The sequence below is a fragment of the Flavobacterium litorale genome (assembly GCF_019613795.1).
In the GTDB taxonomy this organism is placed as follows: domain Bacteria; phylum Bacteroidota; class Bacteroidia; order Flavobacteriales; family Flavobacteriaceae; genus Flavobacterium; species Flavobacterium litorale.
This window is the reverse complement of sequence record NZ_CP080429.1, coordinates 1,489,423-1,514,789: the sequence shown is the minus strand read 5'-3', so window position 1 is coordinate 1,514,789 and position 25,367 is coordinate 1,489,423. Positions and strand designations below refer to the sequence as shown.

Genomic DNA, 25,367 nt, shown 5'->3' with positions numbered 1-25,367 from the left:
CGTTTATTACAATACTATTGGTAATCGGCAGGTAACATATCTCCTACCTTTAAGGCTGCCATATCTCCTGTAAAACGCACTGCAGCTATAGGGAAATGCTGCCCATTTGCGCTAATATAAAAAGTACTAGAGTTACATTTAAAAAATGATCGTTCTTTACCATCATATATAACCTCAAAGTTTATTATACCATTTTCCTTACGGTATTTTTCCTGCTTCTTTTTTAAACCCTCTACGCTTTCTCCAGATAAGTTTATATTTAAAGGTTTTGCTGTACGCCTGCCTTGCTGTACGGTTACTTTTTTTACGCCAAGTGTATCTGTAACGTTAAAGTATTTATTAGGGTCTGCTCTCATACTATTTACATAAAGACGAAAATGCTCTTGCTCCCATTTGCCTGAAGCAATTGTTTTCATTAAATGTAACGTAGAGCCTTTATAGGTTTTTAGCCTGCGGGTATAGGCAGAATTTCGTTTGGAAATATCGCTATAAAAAGTTGAACCCGAAAAATAAAGTGTAGATTGGTAGTTTGCATCCAACGTTCTTATTTTGTATTGAGCAACAAATTCAGTAAGATCAAAACTTATATTATACTCCAAGTAGTTATTCCTAATTTGTAATGGTTTTATAGCTTTGGCATGAAGAGAGTTTGTACTGGCATCATAATAAATATCCAAATCGTCTTCATTAATAATACTACAAGATCGTGCTGCTCTAGTAGTTGTTCCTATAAAATTGGTACGAAATGCTTTAAGCATTTCTTCTCTAGTAAAAGGACTCTTTTTCTTATTAAGTACAACAGCATCCAACTTTGTAGCTGTTTCGCGCATTAGTACTTTTACAGGATTTTGGTATTGGTACGGGTTACTAATTTTAAAATCGCTATAGCCTATATATTTTATAATCAAATCGGCATTGAATTTCTGTTTGAAAACAATTTTGAAGAAACCCAAAGAGTCGGTACTTGCCGATAGTGTTGTACCATCTATATATACAAAAGCACCCTCAAGCGGAATATCTTCAGCCTCGTCATGTACATACCCCGAGAGTGTTTGCGAATGCAATCCAGAGCTATAAAAAAGAATAAGTAGTAATAATGTAGTGGATTTCATGGCACTAATATAAATAACTTTGAGCAAAATTATAAAATAGTTAAGCCCTAAAAAAGGCAACCAAATGGTTGCCTTTTTTACTATAAAACAAATATGCTTTTAGTTATTATTCTCTACATTTATGCTGATAGATTGTACATTAGGTAAATAACCTTGTTCAAACCTATTCTCTAGTTCTATGGTGTATTTACCCGCTGGCATTGGTATCGCTTCTCTGATACTCATCTGGAGTTCACAAGAATCACCTGAGCAGTCTGATATTGAATTACCTGAACTATCTTTTAGCTGAAGATTTAAATACATATTATCTTTGTTGGCATCTGGATATACCAAAGTTAGGTGCAACGGCACAAGTGTATATTGCGGATCGACAGTATGTAAAAACGTAAGTGTTATACTAGCCGATTCCACATCTTTTTCGATTTCGAAATCAAAAACTTTAATATCTGTTTTTTGCCAACGGTTATCGGCAAAATCATCAAAGGTTTTGGTAAACATTACGGTTTTATTGCAAGAAAACAATAGTAGTAGGGGCAGCAGGAACACAAATTTCTTCATAAGATATTAGATTAAAAGATTATTTAAATTAATATATGCATTTTTAAGCGATTTTTGATTTACATCAATCACACCTATAAAGCATTCTTTAACAAATTTAATCATTTTTTTAACAAAATATTTATTTATACGGTATATTTACACGTATAATTTCAATTTTATGATAACACAACCAAACCTCAATCCATATTCATACAATATGGCACAAAATAGGTACACAATAAGTTTTAATTTTATGATTTTTGTGCCGCGTAATAAATATATTTGCACAATTAAACAAACGTAATAATGGAGTTATTTATTTACATTTTTGCAGCCCTTTTTTCGGTTATTAATCCGCTTGGTGCTGTACCTATTTTTGTGGGGCTTACTTTAGATGACTCTACTGCCGAACGCTCCAGAATTTCGTTGTGGGCGGCAATAAACGTTTTTATAATACTTGTAATTTCATTTTTTGTAGGGCAGTATGTACTTGCATTTTTTGGCATTAGTATTGATGCGCTGCGTATAGCAGGTGGCTTTATTATTGTTAACTCGGGCTTTTCGTTACTTACTGGAAGGTTTAACAAAACACGTGGTATAAATAAAGAGGTAGAAAGTGATGCACAGCAAAGAAACGACATAGCCCTTAGCCCATTGGCTATACCTATGTTGGCAGGACCAGGCTCTATGTCGTTACTTATAGCATTGCACCAAGAATATACAGGGATAACCGAACAGGTAATAACCTGCTTGGCAATAGCGGCTGTAGCAATAGTTATTTTTCTTACCATGCGCAGTGCCCACTACTTATCACGCATTTTAGGAGCATCGGGTATTGTGGCAATATCGCGCATTATTGGCTTTATTGTTATTGCAATTGGTATACAATACATTAGTAGCGCTATTGTAAACATCCTACAAACCATCGATTTTAATTAGTATTAGCGTTTAATATGGTAAACCACCTTTACCTCTACCACGTATTGTAAGCCTACTTGGGGTACTGCTGGGTTAATCACTTTATCAAAACTAGCGGCATCTAAGCCTTGATAGTAAAAAGTGTGGTTTTTACGTTTTTCTTTCTGCACATAGTTTTTTCTATTTTTATAATTGTAAACATTTATATCAGAAGACTCGAAAGCCTTGTATTCTTTATACTGGTTTTTAGGCATCATACTATAAAAGTTATAGTCTACCGTTAAAGGGTGTTTATCAACAATGGCGTTAAAAGCTTTAACGTGCCTTTTTCTTTTGTTTTTAACTATTTTTAGTGCCTCTTCAAACAACATATCGTTTATTGCTTCCGTATCCTCTTTAATATACTCTGCCTTTACAATATCGTATATTTCGTAACCCGATGCCAAAGTGGTAAGCGTATCAAATGCTGTTATATCCTTTAGTTTTATAATAATGTTTTTCTTTATCTCAAAACCGTTCTCAAACTGTGTAATTTTGGTGTCGGCTACATCATAATCGTAAACTCTAGTCTGCGATATAAAATCAACATAACTATCATCCTTTTTTATACCTAGTTTTCTGGTTTTCTGTAAAAACCCTTCTATCCTATTATTGATAAGCCTGTTGCACTCTTCAACTGTTTTGGCTTCTTGGTTTAAGCCAAAAGTAACCACAAGCGCATCGGGTGCAACATTAATCATTACCGCTGCCGATAACGCTAACTCCGAAACATTAGCCGTTACGGCTATTTTAGTATTTTGGGTATAGCTATTGTTTTGGCGATTATTGTTGTTATTATAAATTTGATTGCCACTTATTTGTGCAAATGTTACAAAGGGTAGTACAATAATTAATAATTGTGCTAGTGTACGAAGTTTCAGTTTTGTTTTCATTTTCTATTATTTAAAAGTTTACTGCGAATGTATTGTGTACAGAAAGTGACATACAGTAAACCAGCAGTATAAGGGCTGTAAAGTATTTTTCAGTAGTTTTACAGTGGTTTTACAGTAACACACTTGGCTGTAAAACATAACTTTACTTAAAATATGAATCAGATTACACTCCTTTATAGCCTAAAGCAAAAAATACTCGAAAAGTATCGGAAACATTACCCGTACTACACAGGTACTATTCAAGATTTTGGGAATAAGGAAATTGCACAGTTACTTGATTTAGTAGAGCAAGAATGCCAAGAGCGTGTTAGTGAAAAGTGGGTATATATGCATTTGAAGCCTGAAAGTAACGAGAAGCTACCACGTAAGGATATGCTTAATATTTTTTGCCAATGGCTAGGCTATAGCGGATGGGACGAGTTTGCTTATAAAAACAAAGAAGCAAAAAGTAAGGATAGTGTTGTAAAATCAGTAACCGTTTCTAAAAAAACAAATACCCGTAAAAAAGTGTACTTACTTATAGGCTTGCTTGTTGTATTAGTAGTTATAAGCATACAGTTTGGTATGGCATCTAAAAACGAGGTTACATTATGCTTTAAAGACAAGTACACCCAAAAAACAATTGCGCCAAGTAGGATAACAGTTTATAGCATTAGTAAGCAGGCAAAAAATAAACTAAAAAGTATTGATAGTTGTTACACTATAAAAACAGATAAAACACAAGTACACATTGTAATAGAAAGCCCTTATTATAAAACCGATACTATTACCATACCAAGTAATAATACCACTTATGAATACGATGTACAACCTGATGATTATGCAATGATGCTAAGGGCATACATGAATGCGAACGTGAGCGACTGGAAACGGCGCAAACAACAACTGGAAGCTATACTGCACGACGATGCGGTAATACAAGAGGTTATGTTTGATGATATTGGCGTAGAGTTTTTAAACAAGGTAGATTTCATTAATAAAATAACAACGCCATCCAAACTGGTAAAGGATATGGAAGTACTGGAAATTGAATATAATGGTAATAAAATTATTGCACTTAAATACATAAAAAAGTAATGACGAAAATAAAAATATATACAACCCTATTATTGGTGCTTATTAGTTTTAATAGCAACGCTCAGCAAGTGCAACAGCAACCCGATAACATGGCTGTAAAAGTAAAAGAGGCATACAACAAAAAAGCTGCCGATAAAATAGCCGAGTTTTATAATTATATTGAGTTAATTACAGACCCTGCGTTAACAACAGAGATGAAGAACCATACTGCTACTGAGGCTTTAAAACTTTTTGAAAATAAAAATATAAAGGTTTACGATATTTTTAGTGACGATAAGGGGCTAACCACAGTAGAGAATTTGATAAAACAAAGTTTAAGGCAGAAGAACAAATGCGTATTGGTAACCGATGTAAAAATGGCTATACCTGCAAACCAGATAGGGCAAGTATTGTACAGCCTTACGGTAAATAATAAGAGTACTATAAACTTACAACAGACTTTTATAGTAGTAACTGAAAATAAAAAATTTGGAACTACTACAAGAAAAGTGCGTACTACCTACTTAGGTGATAGTTTAATTTTGCCGTAAAAAAAAAGCTGCCCTTTCGGGCAACCGGAAACAACATCTTTTTATAGTGGAGTGAGGCTTGATGGCTCACTATTTATAATCTTAACTGGTTTAAAATTTAGCTTATTTGATGTAAGCGTTATGCTTATTTTTTTCAAATATACTAATAGTCTATAGAAATACTAGACTATTAACAAAAAAAATTATAACAAAGTTAAATCATATAGTGATTTATCTTGTAATAAACTGAGCGTATTGTCCCGAACCTCTAGCATAAAGTGGTGTAAAGTACACCTTTCTTCATCGGGGCAATCGTCGCAAGTTTCATAATAATTAAGGCTTACGCAAGGTAACATGGCTATTGGTCCGTCCAAAATCCGTATTAATGTTGCCATAGTAACCGTTTTAGGGTCCTTCATAAGGTAATACCCTCCCCCTTTTCCTTTTTTAGAACCTAATACGCCAAATTTTTTCAAATCTAGTAATATCGTTTCTAAAAATTTTTTGGGAATATTCTCTTTTTCCGAAATTTCCGAAATAAGAACAGGACCCATCCCATTTTGCTTTGCAATATGGATGAGTGCCTTTAGTCCGTATTTGGTTTTTTTCGAAAGCATTACTTCTTATTTCTTTGGTAAAAATACTTCTGCCATCATACAACGTGCACTACCACCTCCGCAAGCCTCTATAATATCTAAACTTGCCGATAGTATGGTGGTATGCTCTTCTATTTTGGCTATTTGTGCTGGCGTAAGGCTTTGGTGTGCCGAGTTGCTCATTACCAAGTAACTTTTATCATCTGCCCCAGTTACTTGCAACATATTTCCTGCAAAGTGGTTAAGCTGTTGTTCTGTTAATAGTATAACCTCTTTACCATCGTCTTTTAAACTTGACAATACTGCTTTGCGCTCTTTTTTATCGTCAATACAATCGGCACAAATAACAGCAAAGGTGTTACCCACGCACATCATTACGTTAGTATGGTATATATGTTTGCGCTCCGCTCCTACAGTCTGAAAAGCTTCGAATACAACAGGTGTGTACTCAAAATCTTCGCAAAACTCTATAAACAGTTCTTCATCAGCGCGTGGCGATAATGCGCAATAGGCTTTTTGGTTGGCTCTATCCAGTACTATACTACCTGTACCCTCTAAAAATATACCATCTTCCTCTGCCGAAGTATAATCTACAATATTTTCGATAGCGAAGCCTTTCTCCTCAATAATGTCTAGTACGTCTTCTCTACGTTCGTGCCTCCTGTTTTCGGCAAACATAGGATATAATGCTACATCGCTATTTTCGTGAAAAGATACCCAGTTGTTTGGAAATATCGAATCGGGGGTATCAGGGGTTACAGTATCGTCTACAACAATAACATTTATGCCTACAGCTCTTAATTTTGCTACAAAAGCATCAAATTCTTGTTGCGCCTTAGCATTTACAGTTTCGGGCAAAAGGTTGTCTAAAACTTTTTGATAGTAATTATTTATCGCCGTTTGCTCATTCATTCTAAAAGCTACTGGGCGTATCATTAATATTGTATTGGTAGTTTGTTTCATTATCTTATTGGTAGTATTGTGTAATTATTCCCTAATTAGTGGTAGTGTAGAGCAACGTAGTAAACCTTCTTGTTTTGCTATTTCGGCATACGGTACGGTTTCAACTGTAAAGTTGTGTTCTAAAAGCCAATTTTTAAGTCTTGTAAAGTTTTCTTCTATTACTACTACATCTGGAGCTATTGAGAAGAAGTTTGAATTCATGTTATACATTTCCTCACGATCAATATGGAAAAGATTTTCTTTACCAAATAAATCTACAAGGTACATATAGTCTGCTTCTTCTCTAAAACCACTTTTGTAAATCACTCCTTTATCTTTGCCTACAGGCTGAAAACAACAGTCTAAATGCAATGCATTATCACGTGCTTCAATACGTGATTTTACCAAATCGAATTCTTTAACTGTTTTATGCGGGAAAAGTTCTTTAATAAAGTTTACTCCCGCCATATTGGTGCGTGCCGTTACGTAATTATCGTAATCGCTCCCCTTGTAAGTACCAATAAAAATATAGTCGTCCCACAACATAACATCTCCACCCTCAATACTTACATCAGCGGGTGGGCGCAATACTTTGCTGGGGTTCATCTTATCAATTACATACTGTATTGCATCAAGTTCACGATCTCTATCTGATAATATATTGGCTTTTATAAAAATATCGTCGATAACAAAGCCTATATCACGGCTAAATATTTGGTTATAATCTGCTATAATTTCAGGGCGGTATACCTCTACATCGTATTTTTTAAACACCTCGTTTAGTGCCTCCATCTCTTTTACCATATCAGCTTCTACAGGATAAGTTCCTGCTTTGATATGTTCTAACGACTTAGGATCGTAGGCTTCGTGAGCTTCGGGTGTAGGTCCATTACTCTTGGCTGTACCCAATATAACCGTCTTTAAACGAGACGTTTCGTTCTTTACATTTAGTTGTAACATACGTTTAGCTTTTGGCAAATATAGAAAATGCCATTAAATTAAATACAATTCAATACTTATAAGTTTATACTGTGCTACTAGCTATAAAATTAAGCATTGTTTATAAAAAATCCCGATTGCTTACGCAATCGGGATAGTATAATTTTGTGTTACCAAACTATCGTTCGTTAACTGCTTTAAATGCTCTTACTGTTTCACCAACATACACCTGTCTTGGTCTTCCAATAGGCTCTTTGTTAACACGCATTTCTTTCCATTGTGCAATCCAACCTGGAAGGCGACCAATAGCAAAAAGTACGGTAAACATTTCTGTTGGTATACCCATAGCTCTGTAAATAATACCTGAATAAAAATCTACATTAGGGTAAAGATTTCTTGATTTGAAGTACTCGTCTTCAAGTGCAGAAGCCTCTAGTTTTTTAGCAATGTCAAGTATCGGATCATCTACGCCTAATGATGATAATACATCGTCGGCTGCTTTTTTAATGATTTTCGCTCTTGGATCGAAGTTTTTATATACTCTGTGTCCGAAGCCCATTAAACGGAACGGATCGTTTTTATCTTTTGCTTTTGCAAGGTATTTATCTGCATCACCACCATTTGCCTGAATTTCTTCTAGCATTTCCAATACGGCTTGGTTAGCACCACCATGTAGTGGACCCCAAAGTGCCGAAACACCTGCAGATATTGATGCAAATAGGCCTGCATGTGACGAACCTACTATGCGTACTGTAGATGTAGAGCAGTTTTGCTCGTGGTCGGCATGTAATATAAATAATTTATCCAATGCATCAACTACAACAGGGTCTGGTTTATAAGGTCCTGTTGGTAGGCTAAACATTAGTTGCATAAAGTTTTCTACGTAACCTTGTGTATTATCGTAATAATTAAGTGGGAAACCTTTTGCTTTTCTGTACGTCCAAGTAGCTATTACCAAAAACTTAGCCATTGTTTTACATACAGCATCATACATCTCTTTTTCGTTACTTACATTTACCGATTTAGGGTTGAATGCTGTAAGTGCACTTGTTAACGATGCAAGCACGCCCATAGGGTGCGCTGTTTTAGGAAAACCATCTATAATGTTTTTCATTTCCTCGTTTACAAGCGTATGCTTACGTATTGTGGTTTCAAACTTGTCAAGTTCAGCAGCAGTAGGTAATTCGCCAAATATCAGCAGGTAAGATACTTCTAGAAAGTTAGACTTTCCAGCAAGGTCTTCAATAGAGTATCCTCTATATCTCAGAATTCCTTTTTCGCCATCAAGAAAAGTAATCTCACTTTTACAAGAACCTGAATTTTTATAACCAGGGTCTAGGGTTATTGCGCCTGTTTCTGCACGCAGTTTTTCAATATCAATGGCAACCTCATTCTCAGCTCCTACAACTAACGGGAACTCGTATTTTTTGCCATCAATCTCCAATGTTGCTGTATTTGACATGGTATTAGTGATGTTATAATGGTTTTAAAATAATAGTTCTGCGAATTTAATAAATTAGAATTTATTAATGAAGTAAATCATGCATGTAAATCGTTAATATATTCATAAAAGCAAAAAGCCAATACACTACTGTATTGACTTTTCACAAATCTTTAATTTTTTACGGTTACTATGTAAAAAATAGGGTTTTTACTGTTTTGTAATTTTTACTGATTGTACTCCGTTTTGCGTAACAATTTTTACAAAATATAAACCTGTAGGTTGGTTTGCAATGTTTAGTGTTGCTGTTACATCATTAGCTGAATTTGATTGTAGTAATCTGCCGTTTACATCGTATAATTGTACTGATGTAATATTACTTTTGGCATTTATAGTTACTACATCTGTAGCTGGGTTTGGATATACGTTTACTGTGGTACTTGCAAAATCTTGTAACGATGCTGCAGCTTCAAAAGTTGTAACAGCTTCGTTTGTTTCTATAGCCTCGTTAAAGTCGAAAACAATACTTGCATCATTCATTACAAAATCGCCTACTGCTATGCTTTCTAACGATTTAATTTTAAAGGTTACATTACCCTGCCCTTCTGGTGCTAGGTTAATATCATCAAATTTGAATGTGATTGTATTCCCCTCTAAAGTTGCCTCTACAGCATGCGAGCTATGTAGTACTTGTAATGAACTAACATCGTATTGAGCTACGTCAATTTCGTCAGTAACTACTACAAATGTTGCTGCACCCGTACCAATATTTTCGAAATTAATAGTGTAGTGTAAAAAGTTTCCTATTTCGTCTGGAGTTAGCGAGTTTCCCTGTAAACATATAATGTTATTAGGATCGAATGAACCAGCAGCAGTTATAGAGAAGTTAACCTCATTATCATCAGGTGTTACTTCTGTTTGGTTTGTTGTACCTGTAAAAGTAAAGTCGAATACATCGCCTATGTTTACCGCAGGAGTTTCTGTTGGGCTGTTTGAGTTTAGTGTTACTAAAATCTGACGTGTTTCAAATGGTTGTAAACCCGTAAAGCTCCATGCTAATATTCCTGTAGCAGAATTATCATAAGCTGGTGTAGCTGCCACATAGTCAAGTAATGCATCGTCGTAACCAAATGCCATTATACCATCTAATACTTGGTTTCCTTTGTTACGGTATACCAAAACAAAATCAGTATCAAACCCTGGATTAATACCCCATACTGAAGCTACGGTTACTTCAAGGTCTGGGTGTACACCATCAGGAGTAATACAAAAATCGTGTGTTATAACAGTACCGTCTAATGCAGCAAAATTAATAACTGGCGATGCTGCTGCTGTAAAGTACGGTATATCTGTTAAATCTAATGCTACATCATAATCGCCTGTTTCGGCAGCAAAACTGTAATAACCATTGTTGTTTGTAAATATTGTGGTTGCAGCACTATTGTGTGTTGATGTAACTTTTACGAAACTATGTGTAGTATCGGATGCATTACAACCATCAGCATCAATATCAAATGTTACTGTACCTGTTATAGCATTACCTTCTTCACCTGTTGTAGAGCACGTTGTTGTAAACGTAACATCTTCAATAGATATTTGATCATCCCATTGCGTCATGGCTAAAACACTATTGTAAGCAGCATCGTATTCTGATTCATCAACACATACATAGTTTAAATTAGGGCACTCTCCAAACTCCTCACCGTTAAAAGATTGGTCTGAACCGTTTTTAACGTAAACTGTAGTAAGATTAGCACACCCGTAAAAACTAAATTCTAGTAAATTGCTTTGCATAGAGAGATCTACAACTGTAAAAAGGTTATAGCTTGCGTAGAAATATGATAGGTTAACTGATGAAAGATCTAAATTAGTTAACTGATTGTTGGAACACGATAAAAAATTTAAATTTGATACTCCTGTAATATTTAAATTTGTTATTTGGTTCACGTCACATCTAAGGTCACTTAAACTAGAACACCCAGAAGCATCTACTGATGCTAGTGCGTTGTATTGTACTTTTACGTTTTGTAGATTAGTCATTCCAGAAATATCTAGCATTGTAAGTGTAGTATTGTAGCTACAGTTTAAATGTGTTAGATTAGTAAACGACTGAATTCCAGTAAGGTCGGCAATGTTCGATGCATCTAAGTATAACCTGTACACTGCTTGCGCTTCGCTTTCTTGTATTTCGCCATCGTTGTTTACATCAACAACCATATAGTCCCCATTTATGTCTTTTGCAGTATAGGCGTTAGGAGTACCTACATCTGCTGCTACTAATTTACTTTTAAAGTTTGCATCGGGGATGTTTACATTTTGGGCATTTGCCATTATGGCAACGAATAATAAAAATAAGAGAGATTTCTGTTTCATAATTGGTATTTGTTTAAGATTTTAACATTAAACATCCTATAACTTAAATACCCTACTCATTATTTTTATATTTTTTAACAATAAAAAAACTGCCCGCTTGTGGCGGGCAGCTATTTTATTGTGCTAAAAGCTAGTAATTACTGTACTTTAAAAGCATTTTTTCCAGGAAAATAAGCAACATCTGCAAGTTCTTCTTCTATGCGTAATAATTGATTGTATTTTGACATACGATCGCTACGTGAAGCCGAACCTGTTTTAATTTGACCACAATTTAACGCCACTGCAAGGTCGGCAATTGTATTATCTTCTGTCTCTCCAGAGCGGTGCGACATTACCGAAGTGTACCCTGAATTGTGTGCCATATTTACGGCAGCAATAGTCTCGGTAAGTGTACCTATTTGGTTTACTTTTATTAGTATTGAGTTTGCAATGCCTTTTGAAATACCTTTACCTAAACGCTCTACGTTGGTTACAAAAAGGTCATCGCCAACAAGTTGCACGTTATTGCCAACTTGCTCTGTAAGGTATTTCCAACCATCCCAATCGTTCTCGTCCATACCATCTTCTATGGATATAATAGGATATTTTTTTGTTAATTCAGCTAAGTAATCCGCCTGCTCTTTTGATGTTCTTACTACACCTGTATCGCCTTCAAACTTCGTATAATCGTACTTACCATTTACATAAAATTCTGCAGCAGCACAGTCCAGCGCAATCATAACTTCGTCGCCAAATGTATAGCCTGCGTTTTCAACAGCTTTCTTTATTGTATCTAGTGCATCCTCAGTACCATCTAATGTAGGAGCAAAACCGCCTTCGTCGCCCACAGCGGTACTTAAGCCTCTGTTATGCAATACTTTTTTCAGGTTATGAAATATCTCTGTACCTATTTGCATGGCATGCGTAAAGTTTTGCGCTTTTACGGGCATAATCATAAATTCCTGAAATGCAATAGGTGCATCGGAGTGCGAACCTCCGTTAATAATATTCATCATGGGTACAGGCAACGTATTAGCCGAAACTCCACCTACATAGCGGTATAGTGGCATACCCAGCTCGTTTGCTGCAGCTTTTGCAACGGCAAGCGATACGCCTAAAATAGCGTTTGCACCAAGATTTGATTTATTTGTACTACCATCAAGCTCAATCATTGTTTTATCAATAGCATTTTGCTCAAATACCGACATGCCTACGATTTCTCTGGCAATTGCAACATTTACGTTTTCTATTGCTTTAGTTACTCCTTTGCCCATGTAAGCGTTGCCACCATCGCGTAGCTCTACTGCCTCGTGTTCTCCCGTAGAAGCTCCAGAAGGTACTGCTGCTCTGCCCAGCACACCATTTTCTGTAATTACATCTACTTCAACAGTAGGGTTTCCGCGTGAATCTAATATTTGCCTTGCATGTACTTTAATAATGATACTCATGGTTTTAATTTTATTAATTTTGGGTTGATTTATTACGTAAATAACAAATTTATATATTTTAAAATATCAAATTCCTTAATTTTCAAAAACTTATAAACGCAAACGTTTTAGCAGCATACTCTTTTTACGCTTCTTGTTTAGCTTTCTCAATATTAGCAATAAAAGTGTCAAATAAATAAGTGGCATCGTTTGGTCCTGGTCCAGCTTCTGGGTGGTATTGTACCGAAAAACAATTCTTATTTCTCATGCGCATACCTGCTACAGTACCATCATTTACATGCTCGTGCGTAATTTCAAAATCGGGGTTATTTTCCAGCTCCTCACGTACTACAGCAAAGCCATGATTTTGCGATGTAATCTCGCCTTCGCCTGTAAGCATGTTACGCACAGGGTGATTAATACCTCTATGACCATTAAACATTTTATAGGTGCTTATGCCATTAGCCAACGCTAATACTTGATGCCCTAAACAAATACCAAAAACAGGTTCGTTATTTTCAAGAATTTGTTTTGCTGTTTCTTGCGCCACAGTAAGCGGAGCAGGGTCACCAGGACCATTGGACAGGAAGTAACCATCTGGATTAAAAGCACGCATATCCTCATAACTTGCATTGTAAGGATACACTTTTATGTAGCAATCCCTCTTGGCTAAGTTGCGGAGTATATTCTTTTTAATCCCCAGGTCTAGTGCGGCTATTTTATATTTAGCATCTGGATTACCTACAAAATAGGGGGTTGTAGTAGATACCTTAGAGGAAAGCTCTAGTCCTTTCATATCAGGAACTTCGGCTAACTGCTTGTGTAATTCTTCAATAGGTGTACCGTCGGTAGATATTATAGCGTTCATAGCACCGTTATCACGGATATAACTTACCAATGCACGTGTATCTACATCAGATATGGCTACTAAATTCTGATTTTCAAAATATTCCTTAAGTCCGTCAGTAGCTCTTGTTCTGGAATGATTGAAGCTAAAGTTTTTACAAACTAATCCTGATATCATCATTTTATCCGATTCGCCCTCTTCTTCATTTGTACCGTAGTTCCCTATGTGTGGGTTTGAGGTAACCATTATTTGACCAAAGTAGGAAGGATCGGTAAAAATTTCCTGATACCCCGTCATCCCTGTATTAAAACATACTTCGCCAAAAGCAGTACCTGCTATACCTATAGATTTACCATAAAATATTGTGCCATCGGCTAAAAGGAGTATTGCTTTGTCTCTGTTAGAATATTTCATTTATGTAGTTATGTTGTTGTGTTGCGTGCAAATTTACTTTAAAAAATTGTTTAGTAAAAACGTTTGGCACAATTTGCGCAAAGCGCATAAAAGCCAAACCAAATTTTACTCAAAAAAAAAGGACAAACTAAATAGTTTATCCTTTTTAAATGGTATTGAAAAATCAATTGTTGCATGATTATTCAGTAGTTTCTTTATTCTCGTCAGTACTAACTTCTGGTGCTGTTGTTTCAGCAGCAGTTTCAGTAGTTGCCTTTCTAGATCGGCTACGACGTGTTGTTTTCTTGGCTTCTTTCTTAGTAGCGTTATAAAGTTCATTATAATCTACTAATTCGATCATTGCCATATCAGCATTATCACCAAGACGGTTACCAAGTTTAATAATACGTGTATAACCTCCTGGACGATCGGCTACTTTTGCAGATACTTCTCTAAAAAGTTCGGTAACAGCATACTTGTTTCTTAAGTAAGTAAAAACAATACGTCTGTTATGTGTTGTATCCTCTTTAGATTTTGTGATCAAAGGCTCAACAAATTGCTTAAGTGCTTTTGCTTTAGCAACGGTAGTGTTGATGCGCTTGTGCTCTATAAGGGAACAGGCCATATTAGCAAGCATAGCTTTTCTATGCCCTCTTTGCCTGCCTAAATGATTAAATTTCTTTCCGTGTCTCATTGCTATCTGTAATGTGAATCGTTATGATTCAGATTATTCTTTATCTAATTTATATTTCGTTAAATCCATCCCGAAGTGTAAATTTTTGGCAGCAACAAGCTCATCAAGCTCAGTTAGTGACTTTTTACCAAAGTTACGGAACTTCATTAAATCATTTTTATTAAACGATACTAAGTCGCCTAGTGTATCAACTTCAGCCGCTTTTAAACAATTTAATGCTCTAACAGAAAGATCCATATCTACAAGCTTCGTTTTAAGAAGTTGTCGCATATGTAACGACTCTTCGTCGTATGATTCTGTTTGTGCTATTTCATCGGCCTCAAGTGTTATCCTTTCGTCAGAAAACAGCATAAAGTGGTGAATAAGTGTTTTTGCTGCTTCAGTAAGCGCATCTTTAGGATGAATAGAACCATCTGTGATTATTTCAAAAACTAACTTTTCGTAATCAGTTTTTTGCTCTACACGGAAGTTTTCTATGGTGTATTTTACATTCTTTACGGGTGTGTAAATAGAGTCTGTAAAAATAGTTCCTATTGCTGCGTTTTGCTTTTTATTCTCCTCTGCTGGCACGTAACCTCTACCTTTCTCGATAGTAAGTTCCATGTTTAGGTTAATACCGCTGTCCATGTTACAGATAACAAGATCAGGATTAAGTACCTGAAAACCTGAAATAAATTTCTGGAAATCACCTGCTGTAAGCTGATCTTTTCCTGTATGAGAAATTGTAACCGATTCGTTATCAACATCCTCTATCTGACGTTTGAAACGAACTTGCTTTAAATTCAGGATTATCTCTGTAACATCTTCAACTACCCCTGGTATTGTAGAGAATTCATGTTCTACTCCTTCAATACGTACCGAAGTAATTGCATAACCTTCTAATGAAGAAAGCAAAACTCTTCTAAGTGCGTTACCAACCGTTAATCCATATCCTGGTTCCAGTGGGCGAAACTCGAATTTCCCCACGAAATCAGTAGAATCAATCATGATAACTTTATCGGGCTTTTGAAAATTAAATATTGCCATATTTCGACTAATGTCTATTATTTGTTATACAACTCAACGATTAGTTGTTCTTTAATATTTTCAGGAATTTGAATTCTAGCAGGTACTGAAACAAAAGTACCTTCTTTAAGATCGTTATTCCAAGTAATCCACTCATATACTTGAGATGAGTTAGATAAAGAACGCTCGATAGCTTCAAGTGATTTTGATTTTTCGCGAACAGCTATCTTATCACCTGGTTTTAGGTGGTACGATGGTATGTTTACCAACTCACCATTTACTGTGATGTGTCTGTGCGATACAATTTGTCTTGCAGCCCTTCTAGAAGGTGCAATTCCCATTCTGAAAACTACATTATCAAGTCTTGACTCACAAAGTTGTAGTAAAACTTCACCTGTAACACCTTTTGTTGCAGATGCTTTTTCAAATAGGTTTCTGAATTGCTTTTCAAGGATACCGTAAGAGTATTTTGCCTTTTGCTTTTCCATAAGCTGGATAGCATATTCAGATTTCTTACCTCTACGCTTAGCGTTACCATGTTGTCCTGGTGGGTAATTTCTTTTTTCGAACGACTTATCGTCTCCGAAAATTGCTTCGCCAAATTTACGAGCAATTTTAGTTTTTGGACCAGTATATCTTGCCATTTCTAAAAATTAATAAACAGGGGATTATGAATTCAGGTCAAATCCTCCGATAACCCATATTCCTGTTCGTGTTATACTATAAAAAATTAAACTCTTCTTCTCTTTGGAGGACGACATCCATTGTGTGGTAATGGAGTTACATCAATAATTTCTGTAACTTCAATCCCTCCGTTATGTAGAGACCTGATAGCAGATTCTCTTCCGTTACCTGGTCCTTTAACGTAAACTTTTACCTTTTTAAGTCCAGCTTCAATAGCAACTTTACTACAATCTTCGGCAGCCATTTGGGCAGCATAAGGAGTGTTCTTTTTAGAACCTCTAAAGCCCATTTTACCGGCAGAAGACCAAGAGATAACTTCACCTTTCTTGTTTGTTAAAGAAATAATGATGTTGTTAAAAGTTGCAGATATGTGCGCTTCGCCTGTTGACTCTACAACAACTTTACGTTTTTTTGTATTCGCTTTAGCCATACTACTACTTATTATTTAGTTGCTTTTTTCTTGTTAGCAACAGTTTTTCTTTTACCTTTTCTAGTTCTAGAGTTGTTCTTAGTGCGCTGTCCTCTTAAAGGAAGTCCTGCTCTGTGACGAATACCTCTGTAACATCCAATATCCATTAAACGTTTGATGTTTAAAGATATCTCTGAACGTAGTTCTCCTTCTATTTTGAAGTAAGATACTGCATCACGAATGGCACTGATTTCATCATCATTCCATTCTTGAACTTTTTTATCTTCGCTTACTTGAGCTTTCTCTAGAATCTCTGTAGCTCTGCTTCTACCAATACCAAAAATATAGGTTAAGGCAATAACTCCTCTTTTGTTTTTAGGTATATCTACCCCTGCTATTCTTGCCATAATTATCCTTGTCTTTGTTTAAATCTAGGATTTTTTTTATTAATAACGTATAATCTGCCTTTTCTACGTACAATAACGCAGTCGGCACTTCTCTTCTTTACTGATGCTCTTACTTTCATTTTAATATAGCTCTTTAGTATCTATAAGTAATTCTTGCTTTGGTCAAATCGTAAGGGCTCATTTCTAGTTTTACCTTATCTCCAGGTAACAATTTAATGTAATGCATACGCATTTTTCCTGAAATATGAGCTATTACTACGTGACCGTTCTCTAATTCTACACGGAACATGGCATTAGATAATGCTTCTATTATTGATCCGTCTTGTTCTATTGCTGCTTGTTTTGCCATAAAAATTATTACGCTACTGCCTTTCTATTTTTACCACTTTTCATTAAACCGTCATAATGCCTGTTTAGCAAGTATGAGTTTATTTGCTGAATGGTATCGATTGCAACCCCAACCATAATCAACAACGATGTTCCGCCATAAAATAACCCCCACTGGGCTTGTACTCCAAAACTTACTGCCACAGCTGGTAATATAGCTATTATAGCAAGGAATAAAGATCCTGGGAATGTGATTAATGACATGATTTTATCTAAGTAATCTCCTGTCTCAACGCCTGGTCGTATACCTGGTATAAAACCGCCGCTTCGTTTAAGATCATCAGCCATCTTGTTGGTAGGTACTGTAATTGCGGTGTAAAAGTACGTAAAAATTATAATTAACAAGGCAAAAACAACATTGTAGGCCAAACCAAACACGTTTTGAAATTGTGCGGTAATAGTTTGTGCCGTGTCAGTATCAGATAACCCTGCTAATGCAGCAGGAATAAACATGATAGCCTGAGCAAATATAATTGGCATAACTCCCGAAGCATTAAGCTTTAAGGGTATCCATTGCCTGTTGCCTCCCATAAGGTCTTGCTCATAATCTCCGCTTGTTGTACGCCTAGCATACTGTACGGGAATTCTGCGCACCGCCATAATAAGCAATATACAAACAACTATTACCAATAGCCATGCAACAACTTCTAGCACTAGTATTAGTGGACCTCCGTTATTATTGGTTACTACTGTAGTAAATTCTTGTATAAAAGCCTGAGGCATTCTTGCAATAATACCTACCAAAATTAATAGCGATATACCGTTACCAATACCTTTATCTGTAATTTTTTCACCCAACCACATAGCAAATATTGTACCTGTGGTAAGTATTACTACTGATGAGAATAGGAATGGAAATGAATCAGACGGTAATAGGAATGCTTCACGAGGAAGTGTACTATATAGGTTGTAAATATAACCTGGTCCTTGTACTAAAGTTATTAGTATGGTTAACCAACGTGTAATTTGGTTGATTTTTTTGGTACCACTTTCTCCTTCTTTTTGTAATTTTTGCAAATAAGGTATTGCTATACCCATAAGCTGTACTACAATAGATGCAGAGATGTATGGCATAATACCTAATGCAAATACAGATGCCTGCGAGAACGCACCACCTGTAAACACATCAATAAGCCAACCTATACCCTGATCTGTCTGATCTGTTAAGTTATCTAATTTTGTAGCATCAATACCTGGTAGTGTTACATGTGCACCAAAACGGTACACTAATAACAACCCAAGAGTAACTAAAATTCTGTTTTTTAGCTCTTCTATTTTCCAGACATTGACAAACGCTTCGAAAAATTTCTTCATTGTAATAAAGATTATAATGTTACGGCTTCGCCACCTGCAGCTTCAATAGCTGCTTTAGCAGTTGCTGTAAATTTGTGAGCAGTTACTTTTAGTTTTGCCTTAAGCTCTCCTCTTCCTAAAATCTTTACCATTTCATTTTTAGTAGCAAGGCGATTTTCTACCATTACCGTAAAGTCTACAGTATCGGTAATAACACCATTGTCTACAAGAGCTTGAAGTGTATCAAGGTTAACGCCAGCATATTCCTTACGGTTTATGTTTGTAAAACCGAACTTAGGTACACGCCTTTGTAACGGCATTTGTCCACCTTCGAAACCAATTTTCTTAGAGTAACCAGAACGTGATTTAGCACCTTTGTGTCCGCGTGCAGCCGTACCACCCTTTCCAGAGCCTTGCCCTCTACCTAATCTTTTGTTTTTATTTTGAACTGAACCTTCTGCCGGTTGTAAGTTACTTAAATCCATCTCTGTATTTGTTATTTAGTTTCTTCTACAGAAACTAAGTGTTTAACTTTGTTTACCATTCCAAGGATAGAAGGAGTTGCATCGTGCTCAACAACCTGCCCTAGCTTACGAAGTCCTAATGACTCTAATGTAAGTTTTTGGGTTTGCGGACAGTTGATTTTACTCTTAACTTGTTTTACTTTTATTTTTCCCATTATTTCCTTGAATTAACCTTTAAATACTTTCTCTAAAGAAATACCTCTTTGTTTTGCAACATCTACGGCACTTCTCATTTGAAGTAAAGCATCAAAAGTAGCTTTAACAACATTGTGTGGGTTTGATGAACCCTGTGATTTTGATAATACATCGTGAACACCTACTGACTCGAGTACTGAACGAACAGCACCACCAGCAATAACTCCTGTACCGTGCGATGCAGGCATTAGTAGTACTCTTGCACCACCAAATTTACCTTTTTGCTCGTGAGGTACTGATTGCCCAGAAAGTGGTATTCTTACCAAGTTCTTTTTAGCATCTTCTACTGCTTTTGCAATAGCTTCAGATACATCTTTAGATTTACCAAGACCATGACCAACAACGCCATTCTCGTCTCCTACTACTACGATAGCAGAGAAACCGAAGGCTCTACCACCCTTGGTAACCTTAGTAACACGATTTACACTTACCAAACGATCCTTCAATTCAAGTCCGCTTGGTTTTACAAGTTCTACGTTTTTATAATTATGATACATAATTTCTTAGAATTTAAGTCCAGCTGCTCTTGCGCCTTCAGCTAATGATTTAACACGTCCGTGGTAAAGATAACCACCTCTATCAAAAGAAACAGTATCTATACCTGCTTCAAGAGCTTTTTCAGCAACAAGTTTACCTACAGCTGCAGCAGTCTCTACATTAGTTCCCTTTGTAATACTTTTATCTCTAGAAGAGGCAGCAAGCAAAGTTACACCATTTACATCATCTATGAGTTGAGCATAGATTTCTTTATTACTTCTGAAAACAGAAAGTCTTGGTCTAGCAGCAGTTCCGCTTACAATCTTTCTGATTCTGAACTTAATTCTTTGTCTTCTTTCAGATTTGTTTAATGACATAGTCTTAATTTTTAAGCTGATTTACCTGCTTTTCTTCTTAATACCTCACCCACAAACTTAACTCCTTTTCCTTTGTAAGGCTCTGGCTTACGGAACGAACGGATTTTTGCCGCTACTTGTCCAACAAGCTGTTTGTCGTGAGAAGTTAGTTTTACTATAGGGTTTTTACCTTTCTCTGATACTGTTTCTATAGAAACTTCAGGAACAACTTCTAGAACTATGTTGTGAGAGAATCCTAATGCTAAATCAAGTTTCTGCCCTTGGTTTGAGGCTCTATAACCTACTCCTACCAACTCTAGTTCTTTAGTGAATCCTTCAGATACACCAATAATCATATTATTGATTAAAGATCTGTATAATCCGTGCTTAGCGCGGTGATCTTTACTGTCAGATGCTCTTTCTACGATAACGCTCCCATCCTCAACCTTTACAGTAACATCTGCAAAGTGTTGGCTTAGCTCGCCTCTCTTACCTTTTACTGTAACAACATCTTCGTTAACCGTTACGGTTACGCCGTCTTTTATTGCTACTGGATTTTTACCTATTCTTGACATCGTATAAAGTCTTTTATATTAGTATACGTAACAGATAACTTCACCACCAACATTATGCTGTTTTGCCTGTTTTCCTGTCATCAAACCTTTTGATGTAGATACTATGGCTATACCTAATCCGTTAAGGATTCTTGGTAGGTTGGATGAACCTGCATATTTACGTAAACCTGGTTTACTAATTCTTTGGATATCTTTAATTACGGGCTCTTTAGTTTCTTTATTGTACTTAAGAGCTATTTTGATTGTACCCTGTACAGAGTTGTCATCAAATTTGTAACTTAAAATATATCCCTGATCAAATAAAATCTTTGTGATTTCTTTCTTCATGTTAGATGCAGGAACTTCTACCACTTTGTGGTTGGCTCTTACCGCGTTTCTAACTCTTGTCAAGAAATCTGCTATAGGATCTGTGTACATTTTTTTTCCTTTTAATCTTAATTACCAACTTGACTTTTTAACTCCTGGTATCAATCCGTTATTAGCCATTTCACGGAATGTTACACGTGAAACGCCGAATTGACGCATATACCCTCTTGGCCTTCCTGTTAGCTTACAACGATTGTGTAAACGAACTGGCGATGCATTTTTAGGTAGTTTTTGTAAACCTTCGTAATCTCCAGCTTCTAATAAAGCTTTCCTTTTCTCAGCGTACTTAGCTACTAATGCTTCTCTTTTAGCCTCACGGGCTTTCATTGATTCTTTAGCCATATCTTAATTCTTTTTAAAAGGTAATCCTAGTTCTCCTAATAACGATTTCGCTTCTTTATCTGTCTCGGCAGTGGTTACAAATGTAATATCTAAACCTGAAATTTTGTTCACTTTGTCAATATCAATTTCTGGGAAAATGATTTGCTCTGTAACACCTAGGTTATAGTTTCCTCTACCGTCAAAACCTGTAGCTTTAATACCACCAAAGTCTCTTACACGTGGTAGTGCAGATGTTATAAGTCTATCTAAAAACTCATACATTCTTTCTCCACGAAGTGTAACTTTAGCTCCAATTGGCATACCTTTTCTAAGCTTGAAAGACGCAACGTCTTTTTTAGAAATGGTAGATACAGCTTTTTGTCCTGTTATCTTCGTAAGCTCATCAACTGCATAATCAATCAATTTCTTGTCTGATACGGCAGCTCCAACACCACGGCTCAAAACTATTTTTTCAAGTTTAGGAACCATCATTACGTTTTTATAACTGAACTCTTCTCTAAGAGCAGGTATTACCCTCTCTTTATATTCACTCTTCAATCTTGGTATATAAGCCATCACTATAATACTTGATTAGATTTTTTTGAAAATCTCACTTTCTTATCTCCTTCTACTCTAACTCCTGTTTTTGTAGGCTCCTGCGTTTTAGGATCTATTAATGCTAGGTTAGATATGTGTATAGGAGCCTCTTTCTTAACGATACCTCCTTGAGGGTTTTTAGCGCTTGGCTTAGTATGCTTGGATACCATGTTTACGCCCTCAACTACGGCTTTGTTTTTTTCACGAAGTACACGTAGCACTTTGCCTTGGGAGTTTTTATTCTCTCCAGCAATTACCTTAACGGTGTCTCCTGATTTTATCTTTAGCTTTGTCATCTCTAAATCAATTAAAGCACTTCTGGTGCTAATGATACAATTTTCATGAATTGTTTTTCACGAAGTTCTCTCGCTACAGGACCAAAAACACGAGTTCCTCTCATTTCACCAGTAGCATTTAATAATACGCAAGCGTTATCATCAAATCTAATGTATGAACCGTCGGCTCTTCTCACTTCTTTTTTGGTACGTACAACAACTGCAGTAGAAACAGTACCTTTTTTAACGTTTCCGTTAGGTGCTGCATCTTTTATTGAAACTACAATTTTATCTCCAACAGAGGCATAACGACGTTTCGTTCCTCCTAGCACACGTATAGTTAAAACTTCTTTAGCTCCCGTGTTATCTGCTACTTTTAGTCTAGATTCCTGTTGTACCATAATTACTTAGCTCTTTCAATGATTTCTACTAATCTCCAACATTTGTTTTTACTTAAAGGTCGTGTTTCCATGATCTTTACAGTATCTCCAATGTTACAGTCGTTTGTTTCGTCGTGTGCAACATATTTTTTAGTTTTCAACACGAACTTACCGTATAATGGGTGTTTTACTTTTCTTGTTTCAGAAACAACTATGGATTTTACCATTTTGTTGCTAGTAACAACACCTACTCGCTCTTTTCTTAAATTTCTTTTTTCCATCTTTCAGCTAGACTACAATTATTGTAATTCTCGTTTGCTTAACTCGGTAGCTACTCTCGCAATAGATCTTCTTACAGTTCTTATTTGTAATGGATTATCAATAGGAGATATAGCGTGAGCTGATTTTAAATCGGCATATGTCTTTCTTAATTCACCAAGCTTACCTTGTAACTCAGCTGCAGATAGATCTTTAATTTCTGATTGTTTCATAATAAATGTTTAATTATGCTTCAAAATCTCTGGCAACAATAAACTTAGTTCTTACAGGAAGTTTTTGTGCAGCAAGGCGTAATGCCTCTTTTGCTACTGCCATTGGTACTCCTCCTACTTCAAACATAATTCTTCCAGGCTTAACTACAGCAGCCCAATACTCTACTGCACCTTTACCTTTACCCATACGTACCTCTAGAGGTTTTTTGGTAATAGGTTTATCTGGAAAAATTTTAATCCACAATTGACCTTCTCTTTTCATGAAACGTGTTGCCGCAATACGGGCAGCTTCGATTTGACGAGAAGTAATAAAAGATGCATCTAAAGATTTTATACCAAACATTCCATTAGAAAGTTCGTGACCTCTTTGAGACAGTCCCTTCATTCTACCCTTCTGTACCTTGCGGTATTTTGTTCTTTTAGGCTGTAACATTTTTCTTTAGTTTAAATAATTACTTTCTTTTGCGTTGGTCTGGTCTTCCGCCTGGTCTGCCTGAATTAGACCTACCTTGAGATCCTGAAGATTTGGATTGTTTTTTATCCATACCTACTAACGGAGAAAGATCTCTCTTACCGTAAACCTCACCTTTCATGATCCACACTTTGATTCCCATTCTACCATAAGTAGTATGTGCCTCTGTAAGTGCATAATCAATATCAGCTCTGAAAGTTGATAGAGGAACTCTACCTTCTTTGAACATTTCTGAACGTGCCATTTCAGCACCATTCAAACGACCCGATATTAATATCTTGATACCTTCTGCATTCATACGCATAGCGGCAGCAATAGCCATTTTGATAGCTCTTCTGTAAGAGATTCTGCTTTCAATTTGGCGCGCAATGCTAGCACCTACTAGGTGAGCATCTAATTCTGGTCGTTTAATCTCAAAGATGTTGATTTGAACCTCTTTGTCAGTAATTTTCTTAAGTTCTTCTTTTAACTTGTCTACCTCTTGACCACCTTTACCGATAATGATACCGGGACGGGCAGTAGTGATAGTAACGGTTACAAGTTTAAGCGTTCTCTCGATTATTACTTTTGATACACTAGCTTTCGCTAAACGAGCATAGATATACTTTCTGATTTTATGGTCTTCGGCAAGTTTATCACCGTAGTCATTTCCACCATACCAGTTTGAGTCCCATCCTCTGATGATTCCAAGGCGATTTCCTATTGGATTTGTCTTTTGTCCCATACTGTTTATTGATTACTTTGTGTATTATTATTAATAGCTCCAAGCACGATTGTTACGTGGTTAGAACGTTTTCTTATTCTATGAGCACGACCTTGTGGTGCTGGTCTGAGTCTTTTTAGCATTGTTCCGCCATCTACTCTTATCTCTTTTACAAAAAGACCTGCTTCTTCAAGATTTTCCTCGCTATTTTTTTGTTGCCAGTTGTTTATTGCTGATAACAAAAGTTTTTCTAATTTACGAGAAGCTTCTTTACTATTGAATTTTAATATATTAAGAGCCAATTCTACCTTTTTACCTCTTACCAAATCTGCAACTATGCGCATTTTTCGGGGCGAAGTTGGGCAGTTATTAAGCTTGGCAAATGCTATATGCCTGTTAGCTTCTTTTATCTGCTCTGCTCTTTCTCTTTTACGAACTCCCATAGCTTCTTATTATTTTTTACCTTTATTTTTAGCACCAGCATGACCTCTAAACGAGCGTGTTGGTGAAAATTCTCCTAGTTTATGACCTACCATATTCTCTGTAACGTAAACAGGAACGAACTGGCGTCCGTTGTGCACTGCAATAGTTTGCCCAACAAAATCAGGAGTAATCATAGAAGCTCTCGACCATGTTTTAACAACTGCTTTATTACCCTTCTCTACGTTTTCTTGAACTTTTTTCTCTAATTTATAGTGAACGTAAGGTCCTTTTTTTAATGAACGTGCCAT

37 protein-coding genes are annotated in these 25,367 nt (G+C 36.1%); 3 read left to right on the top strand and 34 right to left on the bottom strand.

Going from position 1 to position 25,367, the window contains the following annotated elements; genetic code table 11:
* Positions 1 to 14: 14 nt before the first annotated feature.
* Positions 15 to 1,112 (bottom strand): carboxypeptidase-like regulatory domain-containing protein, encoded by a 1,098-nt coding sequence (locus tag K1I41_RS06795; RefSeq protein WP_220639626.1) that lies wholly within the window; start codon positions 1,110 to 1,112, stop codon positions 15 to 17.
* Between the two features lie 99 nt (positions 1,113 to 1,211).
* Positions 1,212 to 1,670 carry a gliding motility lipoprotein GldH family protein gene (locus K1I41_RS06790; RefSeq protein ID WP_220639625.1) on the bottom strand — a complete coding sequence of 153 codons (459 nt, stop codon included), beginning with the start codon at positions 1,668 to 1,670 and terminating at the stop codon, positions 1,212 to 1,214.
* A 288-nt stretch (positions 1,671 to 1,958) separates the two neighbouring features.
* On the opposite strand from K1I41_RS06790, the gene K1I41_RS06785 reads away from it, so the two are divergent.
* A complete protein-coding gene (locus tag K1I41_RS06785; protein WP_220639624.1) occupies positions 1,959 to 2,591 on the top strand; it encodes a MarC family NAAT transporter in 633 nt (210 codons plus the stop codon).
* Positions 2,592 to 2,593: 2 nt separating this feature from the next.
* Here the strand turns inward: K1I41_RS06785 and K1I41_RS06780 are convergent, their stop codons facing one another.
* Complete coding sequence (locus tag K1I41_RS06780) at positions 2,594 to 3,502, bottom strand: SIMPL domain-containing protein (protein WP_220639623.1); 909 nt, start codon at positions 3,500 to 3,502, stop codon at positions 2,594 to 2,596.
* Positions 3,503 to 3,655: 153 nt separating this feature from the next.
* Between K1I41_RS06780 and K1I41_RS06775 the strand changes: the two genes are divergently transcribed.
* Both K1I41_RS06775 and K1I41_RS06770 read left to right on the top strand, forming a co-directional pair.
* The gene (locus tag K1I41_RS06775; RefSeq protein ID WP_220639622.1) at positions 3,656 to 4,579 is read left to right on the top strand and encodes a hypothetical protein; all 924 of its coding nucleotides are present in this window, start codon (positions 3,656 to 3,658) and stop codon (positions 4,577 to 4,579) included.
* Positions 4,579 to 5,109, top strand: coding sequence for a hypothetical protein (locus K1I41_RS06770; RefSeq protein WP_220639621.1), 531 nt, complete (start codon positions 4,579 to 4,581; stop codon positions 5,107 to 5,109). The genes K1I41_RS06775 and K1I41_RS06770 overlap by 1 nt, the downstream gene beginning before the upstream one ends.
* Before the next feature lie 182 nt (positions 5,110 to 5,291).
* On the opposite strand, the gene K1I41_RS06765 is transcribed toward K1I41_RS06770, so the two are convergent.
* From K1I41_RS06765 to rpsS, 31 genes are all read right to left on the bottom strand, one after another.
* Positions 5,292 to 5,705 carry an RrF2 family transcriptional regulator gene (locus tag K1I41_RS06765; RefSeq protein WP_220639620.1) on the bottom strand — a complete coding sequence of 138 codons (414 nt, stop codon included), beginning with the start codon at positions 5,703 to 5,705 and terminating at the stop codon, positions 5,292 to 5,294.
* A gap of 6 nt (positions 5,706 to 5,711) precedes the next feature.
* Positions 5,712 to 6,647 carry a citrulline utilization hydrolase CtlX gene (gene ctlX / locus K1I41_RS06760; protein ID WP_220639619.1) on the bottom strand — a complete coding sequence of 312 codons (936 nt, stop codon included), beginning with the start codon at positions 6,645 to 6,647 and terminating at the stop codon, positions 5,712 to 5,714.
* Between the two features lie 24 nt (positions 6,648 to 6,671).
* On the bottom strand, positions 6,672 to 7,586 hold the full coding sequence (locus tag K1I41_RS06755) for a dimethylarginine dimethylaminohydrolase family protein (protein WP_220639618.1): 915 nt from the start codon (positions 7,584 to 7,586) through the stop codon (positions 6,672 to 6,674).
* Positions 7,587 to 7,743: 157 nt separating this feature from the next.
* Entirely contained in the window at positions 7,744 to 9,027 is a 1,284-nt protein-coding gene (locus K1I41_RS06750; RefSeq protein ID WP_220639617.1) for a citrate synthase, read from the bottom strand.
* Positions 9,028 to 9,216: 189 nt separating this feature from the next.
* Positions 9,217 to 11,379, bottom strand: coding sequence for a DUF7619 domain-containing protein (locus K1I41_RS06745; RefSeq protein ID WP_220639616.1), 2,163 nt, complete (start codon positions 11,377 to 11,379; stop codon positions 9,217 to 9,219).
* A 137-nt stretch (positions 11,380 to 11,516) separates the two neighbouring features.
* Complete coding sequence (eno, locus tag K1I41_RS06740) at positions 11,517 to 12,806, bottom strand: phosphopyruvate hydratase (RefSeq protein WP_220639615.1); 1,290 nt, start codon at positions 12,804 to 12,806, stop codon at positions 11,517 to 11,519.
* A 124-nt stretch (positions 12,807 to 12,930) separates the two neighbouring features.
* Positions 12,931 to 14,046, bottom strand: coding sequence for a glutamine-hydrolyzing carbamoyl-phosphate synthase small subunit (gene carA / locus K1I41_RS06735; RefSeq protein WP_220639614.1), 1,116 nt, complete (start codon positions 14,044 to 14,046; stop codon positions 12,931 to 12,933).
* A 178-nt stretch (positions 14,047 to 14,224) separates the two neighbouring features.
* Positions 14,225 to 14,719 (bottom strand): 50S ribosomal protein L17, encoded by a 495-nt coding sequence (gene rplQ, locus K1I41_RS06730; protein ID WP_220639613.1) that lies wholly within the window; start codon positions 14,717 to 14,719, stop codon positions 14,225 to 14,227.
* A gap of 33 nt (positions 14,720 to 14,752) precedes the next feature.
* Positions 14,753 to 15,745, bottom strand: coding sequence for a DNA-directed RNA polymerase subunit alpha (locus K1I41_RS06725; RefSeq protein ID WP_220639612.1), 993 nt, complete (start codon positions 15,743 to 15,745; stop codon positions 14,753 to 14,755).
* 17 nt (positions 15,746 to 15,762) lie between these two features.
* The gene (gene rpsD / locus K1I41_RS06720; RefSeq protein ID WP_220639611.1) at positions 15,763 to 16,368 is read right to left on the bottom strand and encodes a 30S ribosomal protein S4; all 606 of its coding nucleotides are present in this window, start codon (positions 16,366 to 16,368) and stop codon (positions 15,763 to 15,765) included.
* Positions 16,369 to 16,454: 86 nt separating this feature from the next.
* Positions 16,455 to 16,838, bottom strand: a complete 384-nt coding sequence (rpsK, locus tag K1I41_RS06715) for a 30S ribosomal protein S11 (RefSeq protein ID WP_220639610.1) — start codon at positions 16,836 to 16,838, stop codon at positions 16,455 to 16,457.
* 11 nt (positions 16,839 to 16,849) lie between these two features.
* Positions 16,850 to 17,224 (bottom strand): 30S ribosomal protein S13, encoded by a 375-nt coding sequence (rpsM, locus tag K1I41_RS06710; RefSeq protein WP_220639609.1) that lies wholly within the window; start codon positions 17,222 to 17,224, stop codon positions 16,850 to 16,852.
* Between the two features lie 2 nt (positions 17,225 to 17,226).
* Complete coding sequence (gene ykgO, locus K1I41_RS06705) at positions 17,227 to 17,343, bottom strand: type B 50S ribosomal protein L36 (RefSeq protein ID WP_114676954.1); 117 nt, start codon at positions 17,341 to 17,343, stop codon at positions 17,227 to 17,229.
* 14 nt (positions 17,344 to 17,357) lie between these two features.
* Positions 17,358 to 17,573, bottom strand: coding sequence for a translation initiation factor IF-1 (infA, locus tag K1I41_RS06700; protein ID WP_220639608.1), 216 nt, complete (start codon positions 17,571 to 17,573; stop codon positions 17,358 to 17,360).
* 8 nt (positions 17,574 to 17,581) lie between these two features.
* Entirely contained in the window at positions 17,582 to 18,925 is a 1,344-nt protein-coding gene (gene secY / locus K1I41_RS06695; protein WP_220639607.1) for a preprotein translocase subunit SecY, read from the bottom strand.
* A gap of 11 nt (positions 18,926 to 18,936) precedes the next feature.
* Entirely contained in the window at positions 18,937 to 19,389 is a 453-nt protein-coding gene (gene rplO, locus K1I41_RS06690; protein ID WP_220639606.1) for a 50S ribosomal protein L15, read from the bottom strand.
* Between the two features lie 11 nt (positions 19,390 to 19,400).
* A complete protein-coding gene (rpmD, locus tag K1I41_RS06685) occupies positions 19,401 to 19,583 on the bottom strand; it encodes a 50S ribosomal protein L30 (RefSeq protein ID WP_220639605.1) in 183 nt (60 codons plus the stop codon).
* Positions 19,584 to 19,595: 12 nt separating this feature from the next.
* Complete coding sequence (gene rpsE, locus K1I41_RS06680) at positions 19,596 to 20,120, bottom strand: 30S ribosomal protein S5 (RefSeq protein ID WP_220639604.1); 525 nt, start codon at positions 20,118 to 20,120, stop codon at positions 19,596 to 19,598.
* Positions 20,121 to 20,126: 6 nt separating this feature from the next.
* Positions 20,127 to 20,477 (bottom strand): 50S ribosomal protein L18, encoded by a 351-nt coding sequence (rplR, locus tag K1I41_RS06675; protein WP_220639603.1) that lies wholly within the window; start codon positions 20,475 to 20,477, stop codon positions 20,127 to 20,129.
* Positions 20,478 to 20,488: 11 nt separating this feature from the next.
* Positions 20,489 to 21,031, bottom strand: coding sequence for a 50S ribosomal protein L6 (gene rplF / locus K1I41_RS06670; RefSeq protein ID WP_220639602.1), 543 nt, complete (start codon positions 21,029 to 21,031; stop codon positions 20,489 to 20,491).
* Positions 21,032 to 21,049: 18 nt separating this feature from the next.
* The gene (rpsH, locus tag K1I41_RS06665; protein WP_220639601.1) at positions 21,050 to 21,448 is read right to left on the bottom strand and encodes a 30S ribosomal protein S8; all 399 of its coding nucleotides are present in this window, start codon (positions 21,446 to 21,448) and stop codon (positions 21,050 to 21,052) included.
* Between the two features lie 21 nt (positions 21,449 to 21,469).
* Positions 21,470 to 21,739, bottom strand: a complete 270-nt coding sequence (rpsN, locus tag K1I41_RS06660; protein ID WP_220639600.1) for a 30S ribosomal protein S14 — start codon at positions 21,737 to 21,739, stop codon at positions 21,470 to 21,472.
* Between the two features lie 3 nt (positions 21,740 to 21,742).
* The gene (rplE, locus tag K1I41_RS06655; RefSeq protein WP_220639599.1) at positions 21,743 to 22,294 is read right to left on the bottom strand and encodes a 50S ribosomal protein L5; all 552 of its coding nucleotides are present in this window, start codon (positions 22,292 to 22,294) and stop codon (positions 21,743 to 21,745) included.
* A gap of 2 nt (positions 22,295 to 22,296) precedes the next feature.
* Positions 22,297 to 22,611, bottom strand: a complete 315-nt coding sequence (gene rplX / locus K1I41_RS06650; RefSeq protein WP_220639598.1) for a 50S ribosomal protein L24 — start codon at positions 22,609 to 22,611, stop codon at positions 22,297 to 22,299.
* A gap of 11 nt (positions 22,612 to 22,622) precedes the next feature.
* Positions 22,623 to 22,991 carry a 50S ribosomal protein L14 gene (gene rplN, locus K1I41_RS06645; RefSeq protein ID WP_220639597.1) on the bottom strand — a complete coding sequence of 123 codons (369 nt, stop codon included), beginning with the start codon at positions 22,989 to 22,991 and terminating at the stop codon, positions 22,623 to 22,625.
* A 2-nt stretch (positions 22,992 to 22,993) separates the two neighbouring features.
* Positions 22,994 to 23,251, bottom strand: a complete 258-nt coding sequence (gene rpsQ, locus K1I41_RS06640) for a 30S ribosomal protein S17 (protein WP_220639596.1) — start codon at positions 23,249 to 23,251, stop codon at positions 22,994 to 22,996.
* 18 nt (positions 23,252 to 23,269) lie between these two features.
* A complete protein-coding gene (rpmC, locus tag K1I41_RS06635) occupies positions 23,270 to 23,461 on the bottom strand; it encodes a 50S ribosomal protein L29 (RefSeq protein WP_220639595.1) in 192 nt (63 codons plus the stop codon).
* A 13-nt stretch (positions 23,462 to 23,474) separates the two neighbouring features.
* Entirely contained in the window at positions 23,475 to 23,894 is a 420-nt protein-coding gene (gene rplP, locus K1I41_RS06630) for a 50S ribosomal protein L16 (RefSeq protein WP_220639594.1), read from the bottom strand.
* A 19-nt stretch (positions 23,895 to 23,913) separates the two neighbouring features.
* Positions 23,914 to 24,657, bottom strand: a complete 744-nt coding sequence (gene rpsC / locus K1I41_RS06625) for a 30S ribosomal protein S3 (RefSeq protein ID WP_220639593.1) — start codon at positions 24,655 to 24,657, stop codon at positions 23,914 to 23,916.
* 5 nt (positions 24,658 to 24,662) lie between these two features.
* The gene (rplV, locus tag K1I41_RS06620) at positions 24,663 to 25,079 is read right to left on the bottom strand and encodes a 50S ribosomal protein L22 (protein ID WP_220639592.1); all 417 of its coding nucleotides are present in this window, start codon (positions 25,077 to 25,079) and stop codon (positions 24,663 to 24,665) included.
* 9 nt (positions 25,080 to 25,088) lie between these two features.
* Positions 25,089 to 25,367 (bottom strand): 30S ribosomal protein S19, encoded by a 279-nt coding sequence (rpsS, locus tag K1I41_RS06615; RefSeq protein ID WP_220639591.1) that lies wholly within the window; start codon positions 25,365 to 25,367, stop codon positions 25,089 to 25,091.

Bases quoted from the DNA above. Each gene is read 5' to 3' on its own strand.
- K1I41_RS06795 (WP_220639626.1), bottom strand. From the start codon at position 1,112: ATGAAATCCACTACATTATTACTACTTATTCTTTTTTATAGCTCTGGA.
- K1I41_RS06790 (WP_220639625.1), bottom strand. From the start codon at position 1,670: ATGAAGAAATTTGTGTTCCTGCTGCCCCTACTACTATTGTTTTCTTGC.
- K1I41_RS06785 (WP_220639624.1), top strand. From the start codon at position 1,959: ATGGAGTTATTTATTTACATTTTTGCAGCCCTTTTTTCGGTTATTAAT.
- K1I41_RS06780 (WP_220639623.1), bottom strand. From the start codon at position 3,502: ATGAAAACAAAACTGAAACTTCGTACACTAGCACAATTATTAATTATT.
- K1I41_RS06775 (WP_220639622.1), top strand. From the start codon at position 3,656: ATGAATCAGATTACACTCCTTTATAGCCTAAAGCAAAAAATACTCGAA.
- K1I41_RS06770 (WP_220639621.1), top strand. From the start codon at position 4,579: ATGACGAAAATAAAAATATATACAACCCTATTATTGGTGCTTATTAGT.
- K1I41_RS06765 (WP_220639620.1), bottom strand. From the start codon at position 5,705: ATGCTTTCGAAAAAAACCAAATACGGACTAAAGGCACTCATCCATATT.
- ctlX (WP_220639619.1), bottom strand. From the start codon at position 6,647: ATGAAACAAACTACCAATACAATATTAATGATACGCCCAGTAGCTTTT.
- K1I41_RS06755 (WP_220639618.1), bottom strand. From the start codon at position 7,586: ATGTTACAACTAAATGTAAAGAACGAAACGTCTCGTTTAAAGACGGTT.
- K1I41_RS06750 (WP_220639617.1), bottom strand. From the start codon at position 9,027: ATGTCAAATACAGCAACATTGGAGATTGATGGCAAAAAATACGAGTTC.
- K1I41_RS06745 (WP_220639616.1), bottom strand. From the start codon at position 11,379: ATGAAACAGAAATCTCTCTTATTTTTATTATTCGTTGCCATAATGGCA.
- eno (WP_220639615.1), bottom strand. From the start codon at position 12,806: ATGAGTATCATTATTAAAGTACATGCAAGGCAAATATTAGATTCACGC.
- carA (WP_220639614.1), bottom strand. From the start codon at position 14,046: ATGAAATATTCTAACAGAGACAAAGCAATACTCCTTTTAGCCGATGGC.
- rplQ (WP_220639613.1), bottom strand. From the start codon at position 14,719: ATGAGACACGGAAAGAAATTTAATCATTTAGGCAGGCAAAGAGGGCAT.
- K1I41_RS06725 (WP_220639612.1), bottom strand. From the start codon at position 15,745: ATGGCAATATTTAATTTTCAAAAGCCCGATAAAGTTATCATGATTGAT.
- rpsD (WP_220639611.1), bottom strand. From the start codon at position 16,368: ATGGCAAGATATACTGGTCCAAAAACTAAAATTGCTCGTAAATTTGGC.
- rpsK (WP_220639610.1), bottom strand. From the start codon at position 16,838: ATGGCTAAAGCGAATACAAAAAAACGTAAAGTTGTTGTAGAGTCAACA.
- rpsM (WP_220639609.1), bottom strand. From the start codon at position 17,224: ATGGCAAGAATAGCAGGGGTAGATATACCTAAAAACAAAAGAGGAGTT.
- ykgO (WP_114676954.1), bottom strand. From the start codon at position 17,343: ATGAAAGTAAGAGCATCAGTAAAGAAGAGAAGTGCCGACTGCGTTATT.
- infA (WP_220639608.1), bottom strand. From the start codon at position 17,573: ATGGCAAAACAAGCAGCAATAGAACAAGACGGATCAATAATAGAAGCA.
- secY (WP_220639607.1), bottom strand. From the start codon at position 18,925: ATGAAGAAATTTTTCGAAGCGTTTGTCAATGTCTGGAAAATAGAAGAG.
- rplO (WP_220639606.1), bottom strand. From the start codon at position 19,389: ATGGATTTAAGTAACTTACAACCGGCAGAAGGTTCAGTTCAAAATAAA.
- rpmD (WP_220639605.1), bottom strand. From the start codon at position 19,583: ATGGGAAAAATAAAAGTAAAACAAGTTAAGAGTAAAATCAACTGTCCG.
- rpsE (WP_220639604.1), bottom strand. From the start codon at position 20,120: ATGTATCATAATTATAAAAACGTAGAACTTGTAAAACCAAGCGGACTT.
- rplR (WP_220639603.1), bottom strand. From the start codon at position 20,477: ATGTCATTAAACAAATCTGAAAGAAGACAAAGAATTAAGTTCAGAATC.
- rplF (WP_220639602.1), bottom strand. From the start codon at position 21,031: ATGTCAAGAATAGGTAAAAATCCAGTAGCAATAAAAGACGGCGTAACC.
- rpsH (WP_220639601.1), bottom strand. From the start codon at position 21,448: ATGTACACAGATCCTATAGCAGATTTCTTGACAAGAGTTAGAAACGCG.
- rpsN (WP_220639600.1), bottom strand. From the start codon at position 21,739: ATGGCTAAAGAATCAATGAAAGCCCGTGAGGCTAAAAGAGAAGCATTA.
- rplE (WP_220639599.1), bottom strand. From the start codon at position 22,294: ATGGCTTATATACCAAGATTGAAGAGTGAATATAAAGAGAGGGTAATA.
- rplX (WP_220639598.1), bottom strand. From the start codon at position 22,611: ATGACAAAGCTAAAGATAAAATCAGGAGACACCGTTAAGGTAATTGCT.
- rplN (WP_220639597.1), bottom strand. From the start codon at position 22,991: ATGGTACAACAGGAATCTAGACTAAAAGTAGCAGATAACACGGGAGCT.
- rpsQ (WP_220639596.1), bottom strand. From the start codon at position 23,251: ATGGAAAAAAGAAATTTAAGAAAAGAGCGAGTAGGTGTTGTTACTAGC.
- rpmC (WP_220639595.1), bottom strand. From the start codon at position 23,461: ATGAAACAATCAGAAATTAAAGATCTATCTGCAGCTGAGTTACAAGGT.
- rplP (WP_220639594.1), bottom strand. From the start codon at position 23,894: ATGTTACAGCCTAAAAGAACAAAATACCGCAAGGTACAGAAGGGTAGA.
- rpsC (WP_220639593.1), bottom strand. From the start codon at position 24,657: ATGGGACAAAAGACAAATCCAATAGGAAATCGCCTTGGAATCATCAGA.
- rplV (WP_220639592.1), bottom strand. From the start codon at position 25,079: ATGGGAGTTCGTAAAAGAGAAAGAGCAGAGCAGATAAAAGAAGCTAAC.
- rpsS (WP_220639591.1), bottom strand. From the start codon at position 25,367: ATGGCACGTTCATTAAAAAAAGGACCTTACGTTCACTATAAATTAGAG.